Below are 16,657 nucleotides of genomic sequence, written 5' to 3' on the forward strand. Positions count from 1 at the left end.
TCCAGGCCAGTAGGTACCTTACTTACTCAGGGAAGTTTAAATGATTAAACAATTTGTTCGCACATCACTACTAAGTTGTGCGTCTATTGCTGTTCTTGCGGGTTGTGGTATCACTGAATCTATGACCGAATCAGCAAGTGCAACCGGTACGCAAACTAAAGGTGTACCGAAAAATATAATAATGGTTGTAGCCGACGGTATGGGGCCTGCCTATACCACGGCTTATCGTAATTATGTAGATGACCCGTCAACACCGAAAATCGAATCGGTTGTGTTTGACGATATTTTAGTGGGCAATGCTTCAACGTATCCTGCGCAAGTATCTGGTTACGTTACCGATTCAGCCGCAGCTGCAACCGCTCTTGCTACTGGCGTTAAGTCATACAACGGTGCAATTGGTGTTGATGTAAATAAACAACCAGTAAACTCTGTTATGTACCATGCTAAGAGTAAAGGCATGCGTACTGGTTTGGCAGTAACGTCTCAAATTGTTCATGCGACACCTGCGTCATACATTGCGCATAACGAAAGCCGTAAGAACTACAACGAAATAGCTGAAGATTTCTTTGATGTTCGCGTGGATGGTAAGTTTGTCGCTGACGTGATGCTAGGCGGTGGAACGTCTTACTTTGGACGCGATGACAGAGATATTTTGGCGCAGTTTATTGATGCTGGCTACGAATATGCCGATTCATATAACCGTCTGGCTTCAGTGCCTGCGGGAAGTAATGTTCTCGGTCTGTTTGCTCCAGTAGCGCTGCCTGCGGTATTGGATGACAAGCGCAAAAATCGTCTTGAGTACCTAACTCAACATGCTATTAAACACTTAGAAAACGACAATGGGTTCTTTCTTCTCGTTGAAGCAAGCCAAGTAGATTGGGCTGGTCACGCAAACGATATCGCGTCTGCCATGGCTGAGATGCACGATTTAGCGCAAACCATGGAATATTTGCGAGATTATGTAAAAGCACACCCTGACACTCTTGTTATCTTGACGGCGGATCACAGCACAGGTGGCTTAACCATTGGCGCAAACGGCGACTACCGCTGGAGCCCTGAACATCTTAAGTCTATGTCAGCCTCGGTAATGACAATTGCTTTAGAGATGGCAAATGAAGAGAACCCTGGCGAATTTGTGGCGCAGAAGCTTGGCTTGTCGTTGAGTGAAGAAGAGCTTGCCACGCTAGATAGCGTATCAAACCAAGATGATGAAACTCGCTTCATGGCAGTAAAAACCTTCTTAGACACCAAAACGAACACGGGGTGGACAACAGGCGGTCACACTGGTGTAGATGTTGAAGTATTTGCTTTTGGCGCTGGTTATCAATCGCTTATGGGGCAAATTGATAACACGGATATTGCAAAAACAATATTCAGTTTTATCGATAAAAAACAGCCAGTAATAATCGATTCCGATTCAAATAAAGTATCAGAAAAGGTATCGACAAACATTGAGCTTACGTCAGACGAAGATGATGATGGCTTGTGTGACTTTAAGGAAGATTGGCGCTGTAACTAATCGCTACATTGTTTGTATAGAAATTAAAGCGCCAGCGTTTTTATAACAAGGCGCTTTATTTTTATCTGTGGTAAGCAGGAAAGGGGAACTATGAAAAACGAAATGCTGGCACTACTTCAAGATATCTATGATGAAGTTGAGCCCATGTTGGGCATGGGAAAAGTTGCCGACTACATCCCTGCGTTGGCCACGGTTAATCCACGGCAATTTGGCATTTCAATTTGCGATACAAACGGTCAAATAACGTCGATAGGCGATGCGAGCGTTCCTTTTTCTATTCAAAGTATCTCAAAAGTCTTTAATCTTGTTTTAGCTATCAATCACTACGGTGAAACCATGTGGGAGCGAGTTGGATGCGAGCCATCCGGCCTGCCGTTTAATTCTCTTGTGCAGTTGGAATATGAAAACGGTATTCCCCGCAACCCCTTCATTAATGCCGGTGCGCTGGTGGTTAGTGATATGGTGCAATCTCGGTTTGCTTCCCCTTATATTGCCATGCGAGATTTCGTAAGACGTTTAAGTTGTAACGGCGATATCGTGGTAAATAAGGTGGTGGCGGAGTCTGAATACGAGCACCGCTCTCGCAATGCAGCAATGGCATATTTGATGAAAGCCTACGGAAATTTTGAAAACGAAGTGGAAGATGTGCTTCGCAATTACTTTCACAACTGTGCGCTAGAAATGAGTTGTGAGGACTTGGCGCGCTCAACGAGCTTTCTTGCTAACGCAGGTTTTTCTACTTGCGCAAATGAAAAGGTGCTAACGCCTTATCAAACCAAACAAGTGAACGCGCTTCTGGCGACTAGTGGTATGTATGACGAAGCTGGGAGCTTTGCTTTTAAAGTAGGCTTGCCGGGTAAAAGTGGCGTAGGTGGAGGCATAGTGGCTGTTGTACCAGGACGCTTTTCAATATGCGTATTTTCGCCAGCGCTTAATAGCGTGGGTAATTCTCAGCTAGGTGTGGCGGCTTTGACATCGCTAAGTGAACGCATCAATTGGTCTATTTATTAGGGGCTATTACGCTTCGCTGTATATCAAAGGTCAACAGGCCTTAGTAGCCTGTCAATTCCATAAAGCCGCTCCCAGAATGGGAGCCTTTTATATCCACTCGCCCTTCATAATAGGGAAATAAGCTGTTATTCCATTGGCTTTCCTTGAACGGGCGAATGGATAGGTCGATATCTTTTTCTGGTATTTGAATGCGCCAAGCGGTGGGAACAGAGCGAGCTGACTCTCCCTCGTTGATTGTTTCATAGGCCGTTGGCGTAATTGATACGTTGGCTTGGTCGATAGTTTCTTTCGTGCCATTTTCCGCTATATAGCTAGCCGTTGTGAATATTTCGCTGTGTTTGCTTTTGCTATTTTTCATGTTTTTATTCATGGCGTGCATGCGAAACGCCATCAATTTACTTCCATCGTCTAAATGCAGCGAGAACCAATCCCATCCCATGGCTTCACTGTTGGCTAAGTGGCTCGTCCATTCGTGATCAAACCAGCCTTTACCCGTAACTTTTACGCTATTGCCCTCTATGTTTAACGTACCTTCCGCGTTAATGAACGGCTGGCTGTAATAGTAGGAGCGAAGGCGTTCGTCTTGTGTTTTTTTACTGTAGCCGTTATCACCCTGTTTGATGAAAGGCCCATAGGTATCTAGATTAAGCGAGACTTTGACGGCGCTAACGCCCAGTGTATCATTTAATTCTGATAAGCTGTCTGCGGCGGTAGCGGGGATTTTTCCATTTATTTTGACCGAATGATGCGTGCTGCTTTGCCCAAAAGCGACTTTTAACACGGACGGGAACATGGCTTTGCTTTCTGCACCTGTTTGGACCTTCGCCTGTGCCGCTTTCCAAACCCAATCGTCAATAACTGTTGTAAAGGGTTGTTGATTCACATAGACATTACCTACACCACCGCTTGCAAATCGTTCTTCAAAATAATGCTGTTCAGCGGTATGTAGCGAAGCATGTCCCATCCATTGCTGGCCATTGCTCCAGTTTTTTTCGATATGGTTGTTGGCGTTAACTTCAGCACTATTTTCAGCATTAGCCTTAGTGCTTTGAGGGGCGTCTAGCCCAGTATTGAAACGAAAAAGCGTATATTGAAGGCCGAACTCTTGCCCATCTTCAGCGCTTAACACAAACGTGAGGTACCACCACTCTAACTGAAAATCGGGATGACTCATGTGATCGCGCGGTAATTCAACAGTATTGCCCCGCTTTACTGGCGTAAAGGCGTCGCTCGACTGCATGTTTCCAAAAAAGCCGTTTGGCGTGGAGGTTCCCAGAGTTTCGTTTTCATCTTTTGGGTTTTCAGTACATGCATTCAAAGTGAAACAAACAGCTACAAGTACTAAAAAGATGTTGGCTTTAAATCGCAAAAACTTAGTGTTGGCGCTACCTAAATGGTTTGTCATAGCTGAACTTCCTGCCTTAAATCAATTTTCGGCTTTAGTTTTCCTAAAGGTAACAACAGCACCAGTGAAACGATAAGCAGCGATAACCCCACGCTAGAGAGAATAACCTGTACATTAAGTGAAAGCGGGTACACCCAGTTAAATGCATGCCGATTTACTTGTTGAATAAAGACATAGGCCAAGTACACGCCAAAAGGAATGGCGAGCAAGGCTGAGATAAAACAAAGCAGCAGATATTGCGCAAACAGAGATGCTTTTACTTTAAGCTGACTAACGCCAAGGGCACGCAATACAGATAACTGCGCTGCGCTGCCTATGGTTAGTACCGTCAGCGAAACAGCGAAGGCGACGCCCGCCACCAATAGGGTGGTAATATTAAGGCCGTCGGTTAATACAAAGGTACGATCAAAGGTCTGCATAGAGGTATCTAACAGCGCTTGTCGGGTATAAAGGGCAATTTCGCGGTGTTCCCCTAGCTGTGATTTTAGCTGCTGTTCGAGGATGTCCTTTCCAAAGGTGCTTTGTTTGTTGTCGCCTATCACGTTAGTCTCAATAGGCGGCTCTGGGTAAATAGCCACTACACCGGAAAAAAGTTGATCCCTGATAAGGACATCGTTTCGATTAAACGAGGGAAGAGGCACTAATATTTGCCCGTTCAGGTTACCGTAGTCAGGATAAATACCCAGTACTTTCCATTGAGGCGTCGCTGCAAATACGTTTGAGTTCGACGAACTGCTTTGTGAGCCTTGTGTTGGGTCAGTAGTTCTATCTTGTGGCGAGCTATAAGCCTCGTTAGATGTATTAATCGCCGAAGAACTTGAATTCGCAGTTTTACGAAGGCGAATATTTTCTATATCTAGCGTGTGTCCTAACTTTGCGTTAAGGGCAAACGCTAATTGCTGATTGATGAATACCCCTTTCCCTTCTGTAAACTCACGCCACACTGTGTTGAGGTCGTTGTTTATTACATCATCGAGGACAAGCGCCTTTTTACCGTTTTGGTGAACGGGGTAGCTACTGATAGAAACGTAAGTGGGCGAGCTGTTACTGACTTCACGTGTCTCTTTATGTGTCTCTTCTTGAGCATGTGAGCTAATGACAGCTCCCTCGGCCTTAAGTAAAGGAGTTAAAGCAAGCGGAGGTAACGATTTGGTAGATAACGTTTCGATACGACTAAGTGGCGCGTCGGTGTACAGATAGAAAGGCGCGTAAAGCCTTTGCGTTAACCATTGTTCAGTGGCGTCTCTAAAGCTGTCCGTCATGGTATTCATACCAATATTTGCGGTTAGCGCGATAAAGAATGCACAAACGGCGAGACGGGTTTTGCTAGACAGTAAGTGCATATTAGCAATGACGTAGTGGAACACGGGCCACTGTCTTGGTACAAATCTAGTCAGTAGCTTAGACAAAATAGGTAACCAAAGAAGAATAAGCGCGCAGCTGGTAAGGAGTAACAGTGCAACAAAGAAAAGTGCTGAAGCCGTAGAAGACGCTAACCCCTCAGCGATAAATAACAGTAGTAGGGCACATAATGAGATAAGACCTACGGCAAATTGGCCTAACGCATTTTCTTTTTTGACAGGCGCTACGGTTAGGGCATTTGAAAGCTTAACTATAGAAACTAACGAAAAAACAACCAGCGATATAAAGGTCGTTGTTAATGCGAAGCCGAAGGTGAAAAGCAGATTAACGTCTGGTTTAACAAATACAGCGTTAAACAACGACGTAAATGTACCGTTTATCACAGGTGACAACCATGACGCCGCTTGAAAACCGATGAACATGCCAATTGGAATACTTATTACGCAGTAAACAAGCAACTCGGTGAATAGGGCAATGCTTAAAATTCGCTGAGATATGCCCAGCTGCCGTAAACGAATGATATTGGGTAGCCGCGTGCGGTACATCAAGTTTAGCGCGTTAAGTACTATAAAAAGCGCCACAACGCCCATCAGTCCACTCATCGCCCAAAGATTTAGTCTAAAACTATCTGGCAACGAACCGGTGTCATTGTCTGTATTGCTAGTGGTTTGCTTTACAGGTATTCCAAGTAGGGTTTCTATTTGGGTTAAATGCTGATGTGATAGCGGTGAAAGTGCAATAAACCCGGAAAGTGGGACGTAAGCTTTCTGTTGCTTTGCTTGTTTCTCTTGCGCGCGTTTAGCATTGTCACGAATAACAGGCTTAACAGGTTCATCATTCTCAATCGTTACCCCGCCTCTGTAAAACTCATCGATAGAGATCAAAATTGTATTTTGCGGAGCAAAGCTGCTCACATACGCGCTTACCGTTGCAGGCCAATAGGGACTTGGCGTGGATTTTCTATCGATTTCATTGAGCGTGTCGTGACAGGCCAGTTTTGCGTTCGTTAAGGGGTGAATAAGCCCATTTACAGCGAAGTCGCCCCCAGAATTTGAGCGCAATTCGCGTCCCGCTGGCGTCTGCTGGTTTTCCATTTCACTAAATTTCTTCGCATTTGGCGATAAATAGGATAGCGAAAAAGCACTATCGTTTTCCGCTGGGGCTTCAAAACCTCTCGTTCTAAATGCACTTCCTAAAAGAGGCTGAGTATCAACACCAAGTAATTTGAGAGTTGTTGCTGTGGGCTCGCTGCCATTGCACGATAGGGTAACGTCTCGTTCAGCTATCGCAACAAGCTGGGTAAAACCCTGCTTGCGAAGCGTGGAATAATCACTTTGTGCAAAGCGAGTTCTGCTGTCTGCTGGGGTGATGATACTGCCCAAGGTAAGCCCTTGCTTCGACTGTAGCAGTTCACCTTGTGTAGCGCCTTCGTTTATAAGCAAAACGGTAACCAAGCCAGCATTGGCCAGTATAATTGCGGCCATAATGAGCAATGGCTCCCACGGCCTGTGCCTTGCCATTGCAAGTAAGCTAGAAAGTGTTAACAGTAGAGTGCGTAGCACGTTATTTTCCTACTTGCTGTTTTCGGTGTCTTTTTCACAGGGCGCATATCGCTAACATTTTTCACCTACAATTAGCTTGCTGCTACTGGTGTAGATAAGGTTTGTTCTTTAGTTTTATATTTCACACTCTCTAATACCCCTTTATGTAGTCGCAAAGCGGCGTCTGCTTTTACTGCGACGTCTTGGCTATGAGTTACCACAACAAGAGAAGTATTGGCCTCTTTACAAGTTTTAAAGAGTAAGTCAGACACGGTTTCGCTAGTGGTTTCGTCTAAATTGCCGGTGGGTTCGTCGGCCAAGATAAGCGAGGGGCGATGTACAAGTGCTCTAGCAATGGCACAGCGCTGCTGTTCACCGCCAGATAACTGACTTAGCGGCTTTTGCGCTAGGGGTAATATCCCAAGCTGCTCCATTAACGCTAATTGGTAGTCGTTATCTACATTACCTTTTAGCCTCGCAGTAAAGGCAATGTTGTCCCACGCATTAAAGCAGTCGAATAAATTGAAGCTTTGAAACACAATACCTAAATGCTGTTTGCGAAAACTATCAATATCCTTCGCTTTAAATGTATTATCGAGTTTGCTATTGCCAGCGATCGACAATCCATTTACCGAAATATCTCCTCCGTCGGGCGTCTCAAATCCAGCAATAAGCGACAGCAAGGTAGATTTACCGCAGCCTGAAGCCCCCTGAATACTCACCGATTCGCCTGTCTTTACGGTAAGGTTAAGGTTGTTGATGAGTGGAGCCCCTGTCTTTGAAAAAGATTTCTTTAAGTCTTTTATTGTCAGCATAATTCGCCGTTTTGTATTGAACCGTCTTAGTGTGAACATGAAGGAGCGAGAATGCATGCAATAGGCAATATTCAGGCTCATGGCGTAATGCTAGAGGCGCAATGCGCGCTTTAAATTAGCGCCAACATGTTCTAATAGAATGGGTTATTTTTATCATTGAGAGTATACGTAATACTCACGCTTTTTGGTTAAAAGCGGTGTGGGAATTTGATGGCTAGTATTCTTCTGCGTTTCAGGAAATTGCTTTAGTCGCCTAAATTACAGATTATGTAATAGCTTCAGTCGTAGGGAAGGGCATGTTAAAGGGGCGTTAAGCCCCTTATCGATTGTCTTTTTACTGATTAATAAAGTTATCGAGTTCTTCGCCAGTAATTTTTTTGATTTGAGCGAATAAATACCAGAGCGCTGCAATAAGCAAAATCATGCTCGGGATCACAATGACTGGATAGCTAAGCGCAGTCATTCGGCCAAGCTCTTCAGTGTATGCCGTAGTGCCCGGCTCACTGACCAAAATCATTTTAGCTAAAATATAGTTAAGTGCAGAAGAGAGGAAAAACGAACTGGCTACGATGTAAGAGCTAACCGCGACTTTCTTTTTAAACTCGCTCTGCTTTCCTTTCGCATCAAGAACTTGGTTTAGGTGTGGCCAGTTTATGATTTGGTCGTTCAAAATAAGCATTTTGACCAAGGGTTTATTGGAGTATTGGGTTACCAGTACAGCAATACCGATAATGCCTGGGATAGCGGCTTCTTTTATCGCAATATACTCTGCGGGCAGTTTAAGTAAGCTAAACCCGCCGGTAAGTAGTACGCTGATAATGCCTAAAATGGAAAAGCCGTTGACCTTTCCCGACTCTTTTAAATCCCATAGGCCATAACCAATAGGAAAGCTGAGTGCCGCCACAATGCTCCACGCAGGGCCTAGGTAATCTTCCGAACTTGCATAGCTCATTAGCACCACAGGAATAACAATGTTAAACGCGAGGTTGCCGAAAAAGCCTTGGTTTTTTTGTGTAGGTTCTTGTACTGCTGACATATCTAATTACAACGTCTTATCTTGAGGCTAATTATACGTAAACTAATTAGCGTGCCCAGTGCCATGCGGCAAATAAGCCGCCAATAAAGCCAAACAGATGATATTCAAAGGAAATAAATTTGGATGTGGGAAGCACACCAACCAGCATTCCTCCGTATAGCGCTGCAACTACTAGTGAAATAAGCAAATACCGCACTTTGTTACTTCTAAACCCTGCTAGCACGAGGAAGCCGAAGTAGCCATATACCATGCCGCTCGCGCCAATATGCGTAGCGCTTCTACCGAACAGCCACACGCCCAAACCACCTATAAGCAGTGCGCTTAGCGTAGCGATAAGAAACGTGCGTTTTCCCCACTGCATAGTAAGCCACATGAACAGCAAAAGAGGCACCAAGTTAGCCATCAAATGCGTGGGTGTACCGTGAAGGAAAGGGGCTGTGAATATATATGGCAAGGTTGAAAGTGTACGAGGCACTACACCAAACTGATTAAGTGCATTGCCGGTAAGTAAGTTTGCTACTTCTATTACGATTAACAATGCACCTAGCGTCAGTAGAACGCGAATTTGGAAAGAAAGCGGCTTCATCGAACGCCCCTAAAGTAGATTACAAAATAATATGAGGAAGGTAGCGAGAGAGATCTTGGGTAATAGCAGATCCATCTTCTCTTACTGAAATACCTGCTGGCATGTCATCTACCAACCAACTACCTATGAGTGTATGGTTACCTTCAAAAACGGGTAAAGGTTCAAATGCTTGAACAATATAGCCTTCTTCGCCGTAAGGACCATCGCTAAGCCTACTCTCAATTCCACCTTCAATGATTGAAACATTCGCGCCTTCCCTAGAAAATAGAGGCTTTTTAATCCACTTTCCTGATAGTGTGTTCGTGTTTATTTCATCTGAAAAATAAGCGGGAAGCAGGTTAGGGTGGCCTTCAAATTTCTTCCAAAGCTGAGGAAGCAAGGCTTTATTGGAAATTATCGATTTCCATGGGGGCTCTATCCAATTAACTTGGGCATCTTCTAACACATCGCCAAACTCTTCGCGCAGCATAAACTCCCAAGGATAAAGCTTGAAGCAGTCTGTAATTGGCGCGTCTTGAAGATCGGTAAAAACGCCCGTGTCCGCTAACCCAATGTCTTCAATAAAAATGAAGTCAGCTAAAAGCCCGGCCTCTGTAGCGCAGTCTTGTAGGTACTGCACTGTTCCGCGGTCTTCTACGGTATCTTTACAACACGCCATGTGCAGTTGATTAATGTTGTAGTGCAATGCTATTTCGCGAAAGCGATGAACTAGTTTTTCTTGCAAGCTATTGAACTGATCAGCGTGCAGGGCGAGTTTGCCGGCATCCACATTTTGTGAAAGCCACAGCCACTGCCAAAACCCAGATTCATACAAGCTGGTGGGCGTATCTGCATTATTTTCTAGCAGCTTAGCAGGCCCTTTGCCGTTGTAGACAAGGTCAAGGCGTGAATACAAACTGGGGGCTCTTTCCTGCCAGCTGTTTCTTACTAAGTCCCAATGTTGCTCTGGAATTCGAAAACGAGTAAGTAATTCCTCACTATTAACCACATCTTCGGTCACTGCCAAGCACATTTGATGTAGTTCGGCTGTGGGGTCTTCAATGTCGTTTTCAATTTGCGCTAGCGTGAATTGGTAGTAGGCACTTTCATCCCAATACGGCTCACCATACATGGTGTGGAAATGAAAACCAAACTCGTTAGCCAACTGCTGCCAGCCTTTGCGAGGCTGGCAAGGCATTCTAAACATAGTTATCCGCCCCAGCCGCCTTTACGGCTGCTGCTACCCCAAGACGATTTTGCACGAACGCTGCTACCAAACCCGCCTCGTTTCATTGTACGGTTCACGGTAGGCTTAGGCTTATAAACGTCTTTGTTTACGCGATATTTTCTTTTGCGAATGTCACCGTCGAACACATAGCCGTCTGCCGTTATCCAGCGTGAACGAAACGGTGAATTATATGAATAGGAAGTATATAAGGGCTGTGAGTAATAGCGATTTGGCGATAGCAGAGAGCTCACCATGTAGCCTGCCATGAACGGCATGAAAAAGCTGCCGCTACTATTATTCACATATTGGCACTGGTTAGGGCCAAATTCATGTTCGCAGTCGTACTCAGAGCTAAAGCGCGGACTGGTGCGCATGGCCTCGTCGACCGCTGTCTGGTAGGCAGCTTCACAACGCTCTACTGCATCAGGAAAATCCTGTTTACAGTCTTCTAGCGAGGTGTAAATAGTGGCGTCTTCTTTTTCGCCGCCACAACCACTTAAAATAACGCTGGCCACACCCAATGCTAAAGGCTTCACGCTAAAACCTTTGCGCATGCGACCAAGGTCAATATGTTTGGTGCGTTTTAATGCGGGCTTCTCACCTTGCACGCTATCAACAACATCAAGCTGAGTGTTTCGTTTATCAGTCATCGCTGCCCCCTTAATAGGTCATGCAAGCGGCATTGAGTAAGCCTACGGCAATAGACATGCTGGCAAGCATAACACCCGCAGAAACTTCGTTATTGTTTATGCGCTCAGCGATTTTCGGCATAAAGCTGAAACGCAAAATGGCAAACGCTAGGGATTGTGCAATCACAGCAACAAGCGCCCAAATAGCAAAATCTACTACAGCAACCGAGTTTGAAGCTGCGCTGCCAAGGGCGATAGCAAAACCGATTATAGCACCACCAAAGCCGATGGCAGCGGCAACGTTTTTCTCTTCTTTTACCAGCTTCCATTCATCGTGAGGTGTGACCAAGGCGTACACCAATTTGAAGATAAACAAAAAAACAATCGACAAGCCGAAGTAAAGCGCAAAGTTATCCAGGCCAGCCAAAGATTGCATGATCGTATCCATAGTTATTCCCTTTTTATTAACCGTTTATAGTGATATCTGCAGGTTCAACATCAAACCCCGTTGAAATCACCAAACATCTATCTAAATTATTACCTACTTGCTTTTCTTCACCCACAACAAGCAGGGTTTCAACTCTGTCATTACTGATTGGGCGTTCATACAGCATCATAAACTGATCGGTGGTACTCACATCACCATCTTCTTCATAGGTAGTTTCAGTGACGGCAACAGGCGGTGACTCATCGCCCACTGCCCCCCACACGCGGGTATAGACCTTGCCGTCAAGCTCATAGGTGGGCTGGCTGATAACGTTTTTCAAGCATTCGTTCCACTGAGCAGTATTACCAATGGTTTTCGTTTCATAAAAGTGCCACAGCTTAACATCGGTAATGTGATTCTCAGACAAGCCGCCGTCGGTGACCACCTGTAAAAATCCATCGTCGTCGGTGTAAAAGCGAAGCAGAGTGCCACCTGTATCTAAGGGGGCTTCACCTACCGCTTGAATTAATTGAGAACGGGCTGCGCCTTCAATAGTGAGCTCAGGTTCTAATAGCGAAAGTTTCAAGTTATCTAACTCGAAAGAGCCACCTAAATAAAGCCCCATTATTTCTGGCGACTTAGGTTTTTTAGGTTCTGATTTTTTAAATAATTTACTAAACATGTTTACGCCTCTTAATCAGCGTCTAGGGAAGACCAGTTAATTGCGTTAATGCGGCGCTCAGCAATGTAGAACAAAGTGTCACCCGGGTTTAACGTAACGTCCAACGGTGGGTTTACCACCATTTCTTTCACAAGGCCATTTGGCGCATAACCAATAAAGATGGCATCGTGTTTACGTTTCAAATTAATGAATAACTTAGCAACAGAGATGGCGTGGCTACTTTCTGGGATTTTTACTGAAAATTGCGCCTGGCCTTCTTCAATACTCAGCAAGTCGTGATGAAGCATACTTGAACCAGGATCAAAAGCGGCTTTAACTAACATTTCTATTGCCACGCTCGGTGTACACTCCACTTTAGGACAGTGATCCTGAAGTAAGCTGACTAGGCTATCATCATCAAAATAAGCCACCTGATGTGCATCAGGATTACGCTTAGTACAATACAGCGCGGTAGTCATGGTGACATCGTCTTGTGGGTTATCGATAAGAATAGTTCGGGCGGTGGACACGCAGGCGCGATCCATATCTTCGTCTTTGTTAAACGAATCTACCTTCACGAACTCAATCACGCCAGGCATGGGGTTAGTGATATCGGCCTTCACACACAGCACAATATCAGGGCGCTCTGGCATGGCATCGCGTTCTTGAAGTATTAAATCAAGCAGTAGCATAGTACGCTGCTCATTCCACCCAATTACTAAGATATGTTCATCTAGCATCAAGCTATTCATACCCAACAATCCTTTCTTCCACGTTAATGAAACCCAAGCTGCAATCCGGCCAATTACCATGGCGAAGATACTCAAACCAAGCGGTATGACGTAAAGCGCTACAACCAGTTTTCCCGCTGGCGTGACGGGAGATAAATCACCATAGCCCACTGTAGAGGCGGTGACCGCCAGCCAGTAAATAAAGTCGGCGTTGGTAATTAAATCGTGCTCGTCTGCAGCGTAAAGTAGCCAATAGCTTGTTACTGCGTAAAAGGCGGTGGCACCGACAATAGTGTACCAGCGTGATTCTGCAAAATATTGCAGCATGATTTTTCGCAGTTTTATCCATGGAGACATAAAAGAAACAGCCCTTGTTATGCGTGCCCTTACTCTGCCTTGAAGTACTTGATTTGTCTAGGTTAGCGCTTTACTTAACGGTAATTTACGCAGGAAATTATTGTAACAAGAATTAAAAATGGGAGCGCGTAGCTCCCATTTTTCTAACTTACTTGCCTAGAATTCGCGCTAGCTCGTCATCGGCCGAGGTTTTACCACCTTTAATGCCCGCTTCGGCTAGACGTTTTTCTAGATCGCTGCTCGATTCATTATTTGCTAACTCTTCTGCAGCTTGTAGTTCAGCATTGCGCATCTTTTGCTTATCTTGAATACGTGACAGTGACTCTGTCGCCGTTTTCATTTTGCTATTCGCACCCATGTGGCGTGAAGAAACCGCTACTTGCGCCTTCTGAACGCTTTCAGTGGCTTTTACCATATCCACTTGCTGCTCTAAGCGACGTAAATTCGCTTTCGCCTGTTGGATATTTTGTGCCAGCTGCTTTTCTGACTGCTGGAACTGATCAAGATATGTTTGTTCTTGGTCTCGTTCTTCTTTAAGTTCAGACACCTTTTGCGCACAGTCTAGCGCGAGTTGGCGGTCGCTATCGATGGCCTTGCGCGCGTGAGCTTCGTATTCCGCAATTGACGAATTGAAGCTATCCACTTTTTGCTGAGAAAGTTTACACTTTGCCAAGATTTGGGTACGTGCATGGTCTGACTTACGCAATTCTTCTTTGGCTTCTCTAATTTCTTGTTCCAGAATTCGAATAGCCTGACTGTCTACGACAGATTGAGCAGCTTCGGTTGCACCACCTTTTACTGCAGTTACTAATTTTTTCCACACTGACATTCGCTTCTCCTTAGAAGTAAATTTTAGTTAAGGTGTGTTTCGTAGGCATCTAAGAAAGATACAACATTCTGAAACAGGGTTTCCACTTCAATAACGATACTTTCGGCTTTTGACTGGGCACTTAGCGCACCAAAGGCAGTGTAGTACTCTTCACCACCAATGTTTGAAATGCCTACCGTGGTCAAAGGGAACACCATATGAGTAGACAATATTTCATGATCTAGCGCTGGCTTATCTTTTACTTCCGACGCTGCAAACAAAAGACTCTCTACTAAGATCTGCTCTCCGCTGATAGCAAGCCAGGCATCTATGCCGTCTTGATTAGCAATAAGTAAGCAGTTTTCCTCACGTGTTACCACAAAGTCATCATGCTCTTTAAATAAGGCTTCGATGCTTTCCAGTTCCCAGCTCATACCTTTCTCCTTTAATTATTGAAGCGATAGTTGTGAAAATGAATGTCGTGTAAGTAGTGTGTTATACAACTGCACTTTATTGAAAACAGATACTTTGCTGTATTAACCACCGAAGTTACTGTAACGACTATTTTCATCTTCGCCAATATCTAGACTTGCAGTGTAGACCTGTTGTGCCATAATCGTCAACATTAAATACATGCTATAAGTGTAAAAAAGTGTGTTTTTGTAAAATATATATCACATTTGTGTGGTTTTTGGAGGCTGTGTGAACACTGGAAATACGCAAGGTGCTAAAAATGCGTGGCGGCAAACGGTAGCAAGAGTCGTGAAATCTGAGATGTCTGTGCGCGGCGTAAAATATCAAGCGTTAAGCCAAAGGCTGGAAGAGATTGGCGTGGAGCAAAGCGCAGATAATCTTAGAAATAAGGTAAATAAAGGTATTATGGGCGCCGATTTACTTCTGCAGATTTTGTACGTATTGAAGGCGCGTCCATTAGATGCGGCGCTTTTAGAGGAAATCTTAACTGATCTTCAGCAATAAACAGCGTAAAATACCGCCGTTTATAAGATATCGATATTCAACTAACCTGTCGCGCAGAGGAATCGAAGCTTCGCAATAACGTTGCGATGAGTGAAGGTAGGCAGGGAAAATAAGCAGATAAAAAAATACCCAGCAAGTGCTGGGTACGAATGATAAGGAATGTTTATGGGAGAACATCATCACTATCTGCAGGTATCTTAACCGTTTAAGGAGTTAAGTGCTATTTAATAAATTGAATTGTACGTATATTGTTCAATATAAAGTTATTTTATAATATACGTTAATTTTTAATTTGTTGATAATAAACATTTTTTGTTTTTATTTTGACTTTAGCTTAATCTGTAGATCTATTTTTATTAGCCTTTAGTTGCAACTTAAATAACACTTAATATTCTACTTTTGTCTAACTTTTATGCCGTAATTTAGTTGTATTTATGAAACTATCAGATTTTAGCTTCGAGCTACCCGAAAAACTTATCGCCAAATACCCAACTCAGCAACGTACAGCGAGTCGCTTGTTACATTTAGATGGGAAGACTGGCAATGTAGCGCACACGATGTTCGCTGACATGCTGAAATTTGTAGAGCCAGGCGACCTCTTGGTGTTCAACAATACGCGGGTTATTCCTGCACGTTTACTGGGCAAAAAGGAAACGGGCGGACAGGTTGAAGTTCTGATCGAACGTATAACATCAGACAATACAGCGTTGGCGCATGTTCGCGCGAGCAAGGCACCTAAACCTGGAACTACGCTTATTCTTGAAGAAAAAGTGAATGTTACGGTGACAGGGCGAGACGATGCGCTATTTATTTTACAGTTTGACCACGATGAGACCGTATTAACGCTGCTAGAAGCCCATGGCCACATGCCGCTACCTCCTTACATCGACCGTCCCGATGAAAGTTCAGACAAAGAGCGCTATCAAACCGTTTACAATCAAAAGCCGGGCGCGGTAGCGGCGCCTACTGCAGGACTACACTTTGACGATGCAATACTGGCTGCGTTAAAAGAAAAAGGCGTGAATTTGGCCTTTGTAACTTTGCACGTTGGCGCGGGTACGTTCCAGCCTGTGCGCGTTGATAATATTCAAGAGCACAAGATGCACGCAGAGTTCGCCGAAGTACCACAAGACGTTGTTGACGCTGTTTTAACCACAAAGGCCAACGGTAAACGCGTTATTGCAGTGGGTACAACCTCTGTACGCTCTTTGGAGTCAGCGGCAAAGGCAAGTGCAGAGCGCGGTGACGAGGAAGTTATTGCGCCATTTAACGAAGATACTGAGATTTTTATCTACCCTGGTTTTGAGTTTAAAGTGGTAGACGCAATGTTCACTAACTTTCACCTTCCAGAGTCCACGCTAATGATGTTAATTAGCGCATTTGCTGGCAAAGAGAATGTCATGAAGGCGTATCAAGAAGCGATAGAGAAAGAATATCGATTCTTTAGCTATGGAGATTCTATGTTTATTAAACGCGCCTAAGCACATCCGCCCAAGGACATTAGGCGTTTAAATCGGTGTTTTGCAGGCCTTTCTAGCTTAGTTACAGATAAACATAGATACGGGGCATGATCTCAGCCGAATT

At 44.5% G+C, this 16,657-nt stretch carries 16 protein-coding genes; 4 read left to right on the forward strand and 12 right to left on the reverse strand.

Annotated features, from left to right (window positions below):
* Positions 1-40 precede the first annotated feature (40 nt).
* Together AWH61_RS10585 and glsB are read left to right on the forward strand one after the other, a co-directional pair.
* A complete protein-coding gene (locus tag AWH61_RS10585; RefSeq protein ID WP_075177045.1) occupies positions 41-1,519 on the forward strand; it encodes an alkaline phosphatase in 1,479 nt (492 codons plus the stop codon).
* Positions 1,520-1,621: 102 nt separating this feature from the next.
* A complete protein-coding gene (gene glsB / locus AWH61_RS10590; protein ID WP_014950204.1) occupies positions 1,622-2,530 on the forward strand; it encodes a glutaminase B in 909 nt (302 codons plus the stop codon).
* Positions 2,531-2,570: 40 nt separating this feature from the next.
* On the opposite strand, the gene AWH61_RS10595 is transcribed toward glsB, so the two are convergent.
* The 12 genes from AWH61_RS10595 to AWH61_RS10650 all read right to left on the reverse strand — a co-directional run bounded on the left by AWH61_RS10595 (position 2,571) and on the right by AWH61_RS10650 (position 14,529).
* Complete coding sequence (locus AWH61_RS10595) at positions 2,571-3,935, reverse strand: lipocalin-like domain-containing protein (RefSeq protein ID WP_075177046.1); 1,365 nt, start codon at positions 3,933-3,935, stop codon at positions 2,571-2,573.
* The gene (locus AWH61_RS10600; protein ID WP_075177047.1) at positions 3,932-6,859 is read right to left on the reverse strand and encodes an FtsX-like permease family protein; all 2,928 of its coding nucleotides are present in this window, start codon (positions 6,857-6,859) and stop codon (positions 3,932-3,934) included. The genes AWH61_RS10595 and AWH61_RS10600 overlap by 4 nt, the downstream gene beginning before the upstream one ends.
* Positions 6,860-6,930: 71 nt before the next feature.
* Positions 6,931-7,653 carry an ABC transporter ATP-binding protein gene (locus tag AWH61_RS10605; protein WP_075177048.1) on the reverse strand — a complete coding sequence of 241 codons (723 nt, stop codon included), beginning with the start codon at positions 7,651-7,653 and terminating at the stop codon, positions 6,931-6,933.
* Between the two features lie 334 nt (positions 7,654-7,987).
* Entirely contained in the window at positions 7,988-8,689 is a 702-nt protein-coding gene (locus tag AWH61_RS10610) for a VC0807 family protein (RefSeq protein ID WP_014950200.1), read from the reverse strand.
* Between the two features lie 46 nt (positions 8,690-8,735).
* Complete coding sequence (locus AWH61_RS10615; protein WP_014950199.1) at positions 8,736-9,275, reverse strand: rhomboid family intramembrane serine protease; 540 nt, start codon at positions 9,273-9,275, stop codon at positions 8,736-8,738.
* Positions 9,276-9,294: 19 nt separating this feature from the next.
* Complete coding sequence (locus AWH61_RS10620) at positions 9,295-10,461, reverse strand: glutathionylspermidine synthase family protein (RefSeq protein ID WP_075177049.1); 1,167 nt, start codon at positions 10,459-10,461, stop codon at positions 9,295-9,297.
* 2 nt (positions 10,462-10,463) lie between these two features.
* The gene (locus AWH61_RS10625; RefSeq protein WP_014977050.1) at positions 10,464-11,132 is read right to left on the reverse strand and encodes a DUF1190 family protein; all 669 of its coding nucleotides are present in this window, start codon (positions 11,130-11,132) and stop codon (positions 10,464-10,466) included.
* 10 nt (positions 11,133-11,142) lie between these two features.
* On the reverse strand, positions 11,143-11,559 hold the full coding sequence (locus tag AWH61_RS10630; RefSeq protein WP_014950196.1) for a DUF350 domain-containing protein: 417 nt from the start codon (positions 11,557-11,559) through the stop codon (positions 11,143-11,145).
* A gap of 16 nt (positions 11,560-11,575) precedes the next feature.
* Positions 11,576-12,220, reverse strand: a complete 645-nt coding sequence (locus AWH61_RS10635) for a YjfK family protein (protein WP_014979843.1) — start codon at positions 12,218-12,220, stop codon at positions 11,576-11,578.
* Between the two features lie 11 nt (positions 12,221-12,231).
* Positions 12,232-13,287 carry a potassium channel family protein gene (locus AWH61_RS10640; RefSeq protein ID WP_170826512.1) on the reverse strand — a complete coding sequence of 352 codons (1,056 nt, stop codon included), beginning with the start codon at positions 13,285-13,287 and terminating at the stop codon, positions 12,232-12,234.
* A 148-nt stretch (positions 13,288-13,435) separates the two neighbouring features.
* Complete coding sequence (locus tag AWH61_RS10645) at positions 13,436-14,116, reverse strand: PspA/IM30 family protein (RefSeq protein WP_014950193.1); 681 nt, start codon at positions 14,114-14,116, stop codon at positions 13,436-13,438.
* 23 nt (positions 14,117-14,139) lie between these two features.
* On the reverse strand, positions 14,140-14,529 hold the full coding sequence (locus tag AWH61_RS10650; RefSeq protein WP_075177050.1) for a DUF2170 family protein: 390 nt from the start codon (positions 14,527-14,529) through the stop codon (positions 14,140-14,142).
* 268 nt (positions 14,530-14,797) lie between these two features.
* Between AWH61_RS10650 and AWH61_RS10655 the strand changes: the two genes are divergently transcribed.
* Both AWH61_RS10655 and queA read left to right on the forward strand, forming a co-directional pair.
* Positions 14,798-15,073, forward strand: a complete 276-nt coding sequence (locus tag AWH61_RS10655; RefSeq protein ID WP_014950191.1) for a DUF6471 domain-containing protein — start codon at positions 14,798-14,800, stop codon at positions 15,071-15,073.
* A 434-nt stretch (positions 15,074-15,507) separates the two neighbouring features.
* Entirely contained in the window at positions 15,508-16,554 is a 1,047-nt protein-coding gene (gene queA / locus AWH61_RS10660) for a tRNA preQ1(34) S-adenosylmethionine ribosyltransferase-isomerase QueA (RefSeq protein ID WP_075177051.1), read from the forward strand.
* Positions 16,555-16,657: the final 103 nt, after the last annotated feature.

Source organism: Alteromonas sp. W12, from assembly GCF_001924945.1.
GTDB classification, from domain to species: domain Bacteria; phylum Pseudomonadota; class Gammaproteobacteria; order Enterobacterales; family Alteromonadaceae; genus Alteromonas; species Alteromonas macleodii.

What these genes read in the sequence shown, in the direction of transcription:
- AWH61_RS10620 (WP_075177049.1), bottom strand. Translation starts at nt 10,461, where the DNA reads ATGTTTAGAATGCCTTGCCAGCCTCGCAAAGGCTGGCAGCAGTTGGCT.
- AWH61_RS10605 (WP_075177048.1), bottom strand. Translation starts at nt 7,653, where the DNA reads ATGCTGACAATAAAAGACTTAAAGAAATCTTTTTCAAAGACAGGGGCT.
- AWH61_RS10650 (WP_075177050.1), bottom strand. Translation starts at nt 14,529, where the DNA reads ATGAGCTGGGAACTGGAAAGCATCGAAGCCTTATTTAAAGAGCATGAT.
- AWH61_RS10595 (WP_075177046.1), bottom strand. Translation starts at nt 3,935, where the DNA reads ATGACAAACCATTTAGGTAGCGCCAACACTAAGTTTTTGCGATTTAAA.
- AWH61_RS10640 (WP_170826512.1), bottom strand. Translation starts at nt 13,287, where the DNA reads ATGTCTCCATGGATAAAACTGCGAAAAATCATGCTGCAATATTTTGCA.
- queA (WP_075177051.1), top strand. Translation starts at nt 15,508, where the DNA reads ATGAAACTATCAGATTTTAGCTTCGAGCTACCCGAAAAACTTATCGCC.
- AWH61_RS10615 (WP_014950199.1), bottom strand. Translation starts at nt 9,275, where the DNA reads ATGAAGCCGCTTTCTTTCCAAATTCGCGTTCTACTGACGCTAGGTGCA.
- AWH61_RS10635 (WP_014979843.1), bottom strand. Translation starts at nt 12,220, where the DNA reads ATGTTTAGTAAATTATTTAAAAAATCAGAACCTAAAAAACCTAAGTCG.
- AWH61_RS10625 (WP_014977050.1), bottom strand. Translation starts at nt 11,132, where the DNA reads ATGACTGATAAACGAAACACTCAGCTTGATGTTGTTGATAGCGTGCAA.
- AWH61_RS10630 (WP_014950196.1), bottom strand. Translation starts at nt 11,559, where the DNA reads ATGGATACGATCATGCAATCTTTGGCTGGCCTGGATAACTTTGCGCTT.
- glsB (WP_014950204.1), top strand. Translation starts at nt 1,622, where the DNA reads ATGCTGGCACTACTTCAAGATATCTATGATGAAGTTGAGCCCATGTTG.
- AWH61_RS10585 (WP_075177045.1), top strand. Translation starts at nt 41, where the DNA reads ATGATTAAACAATTTGTTCGCACATCACTACTAAGTTGTGCGTCTATT.
- AWH61_RS10645 (WP_014950193.1), bottom strand. Translation starts at nt 14,116, where the DNA reads ATGTCAGTGTGGAAAAAATTAGTAACTGCAGTAAAAGGTGGTGCAACC.
- AWH61_RS10610 (WP_014950200.1), bottom strand. Translation starts at nt 8,689, where the DNA reads ATGTCAGCAGTACAAGAACCTACACAAAAAAACCAAGGCTTTTTCGGC.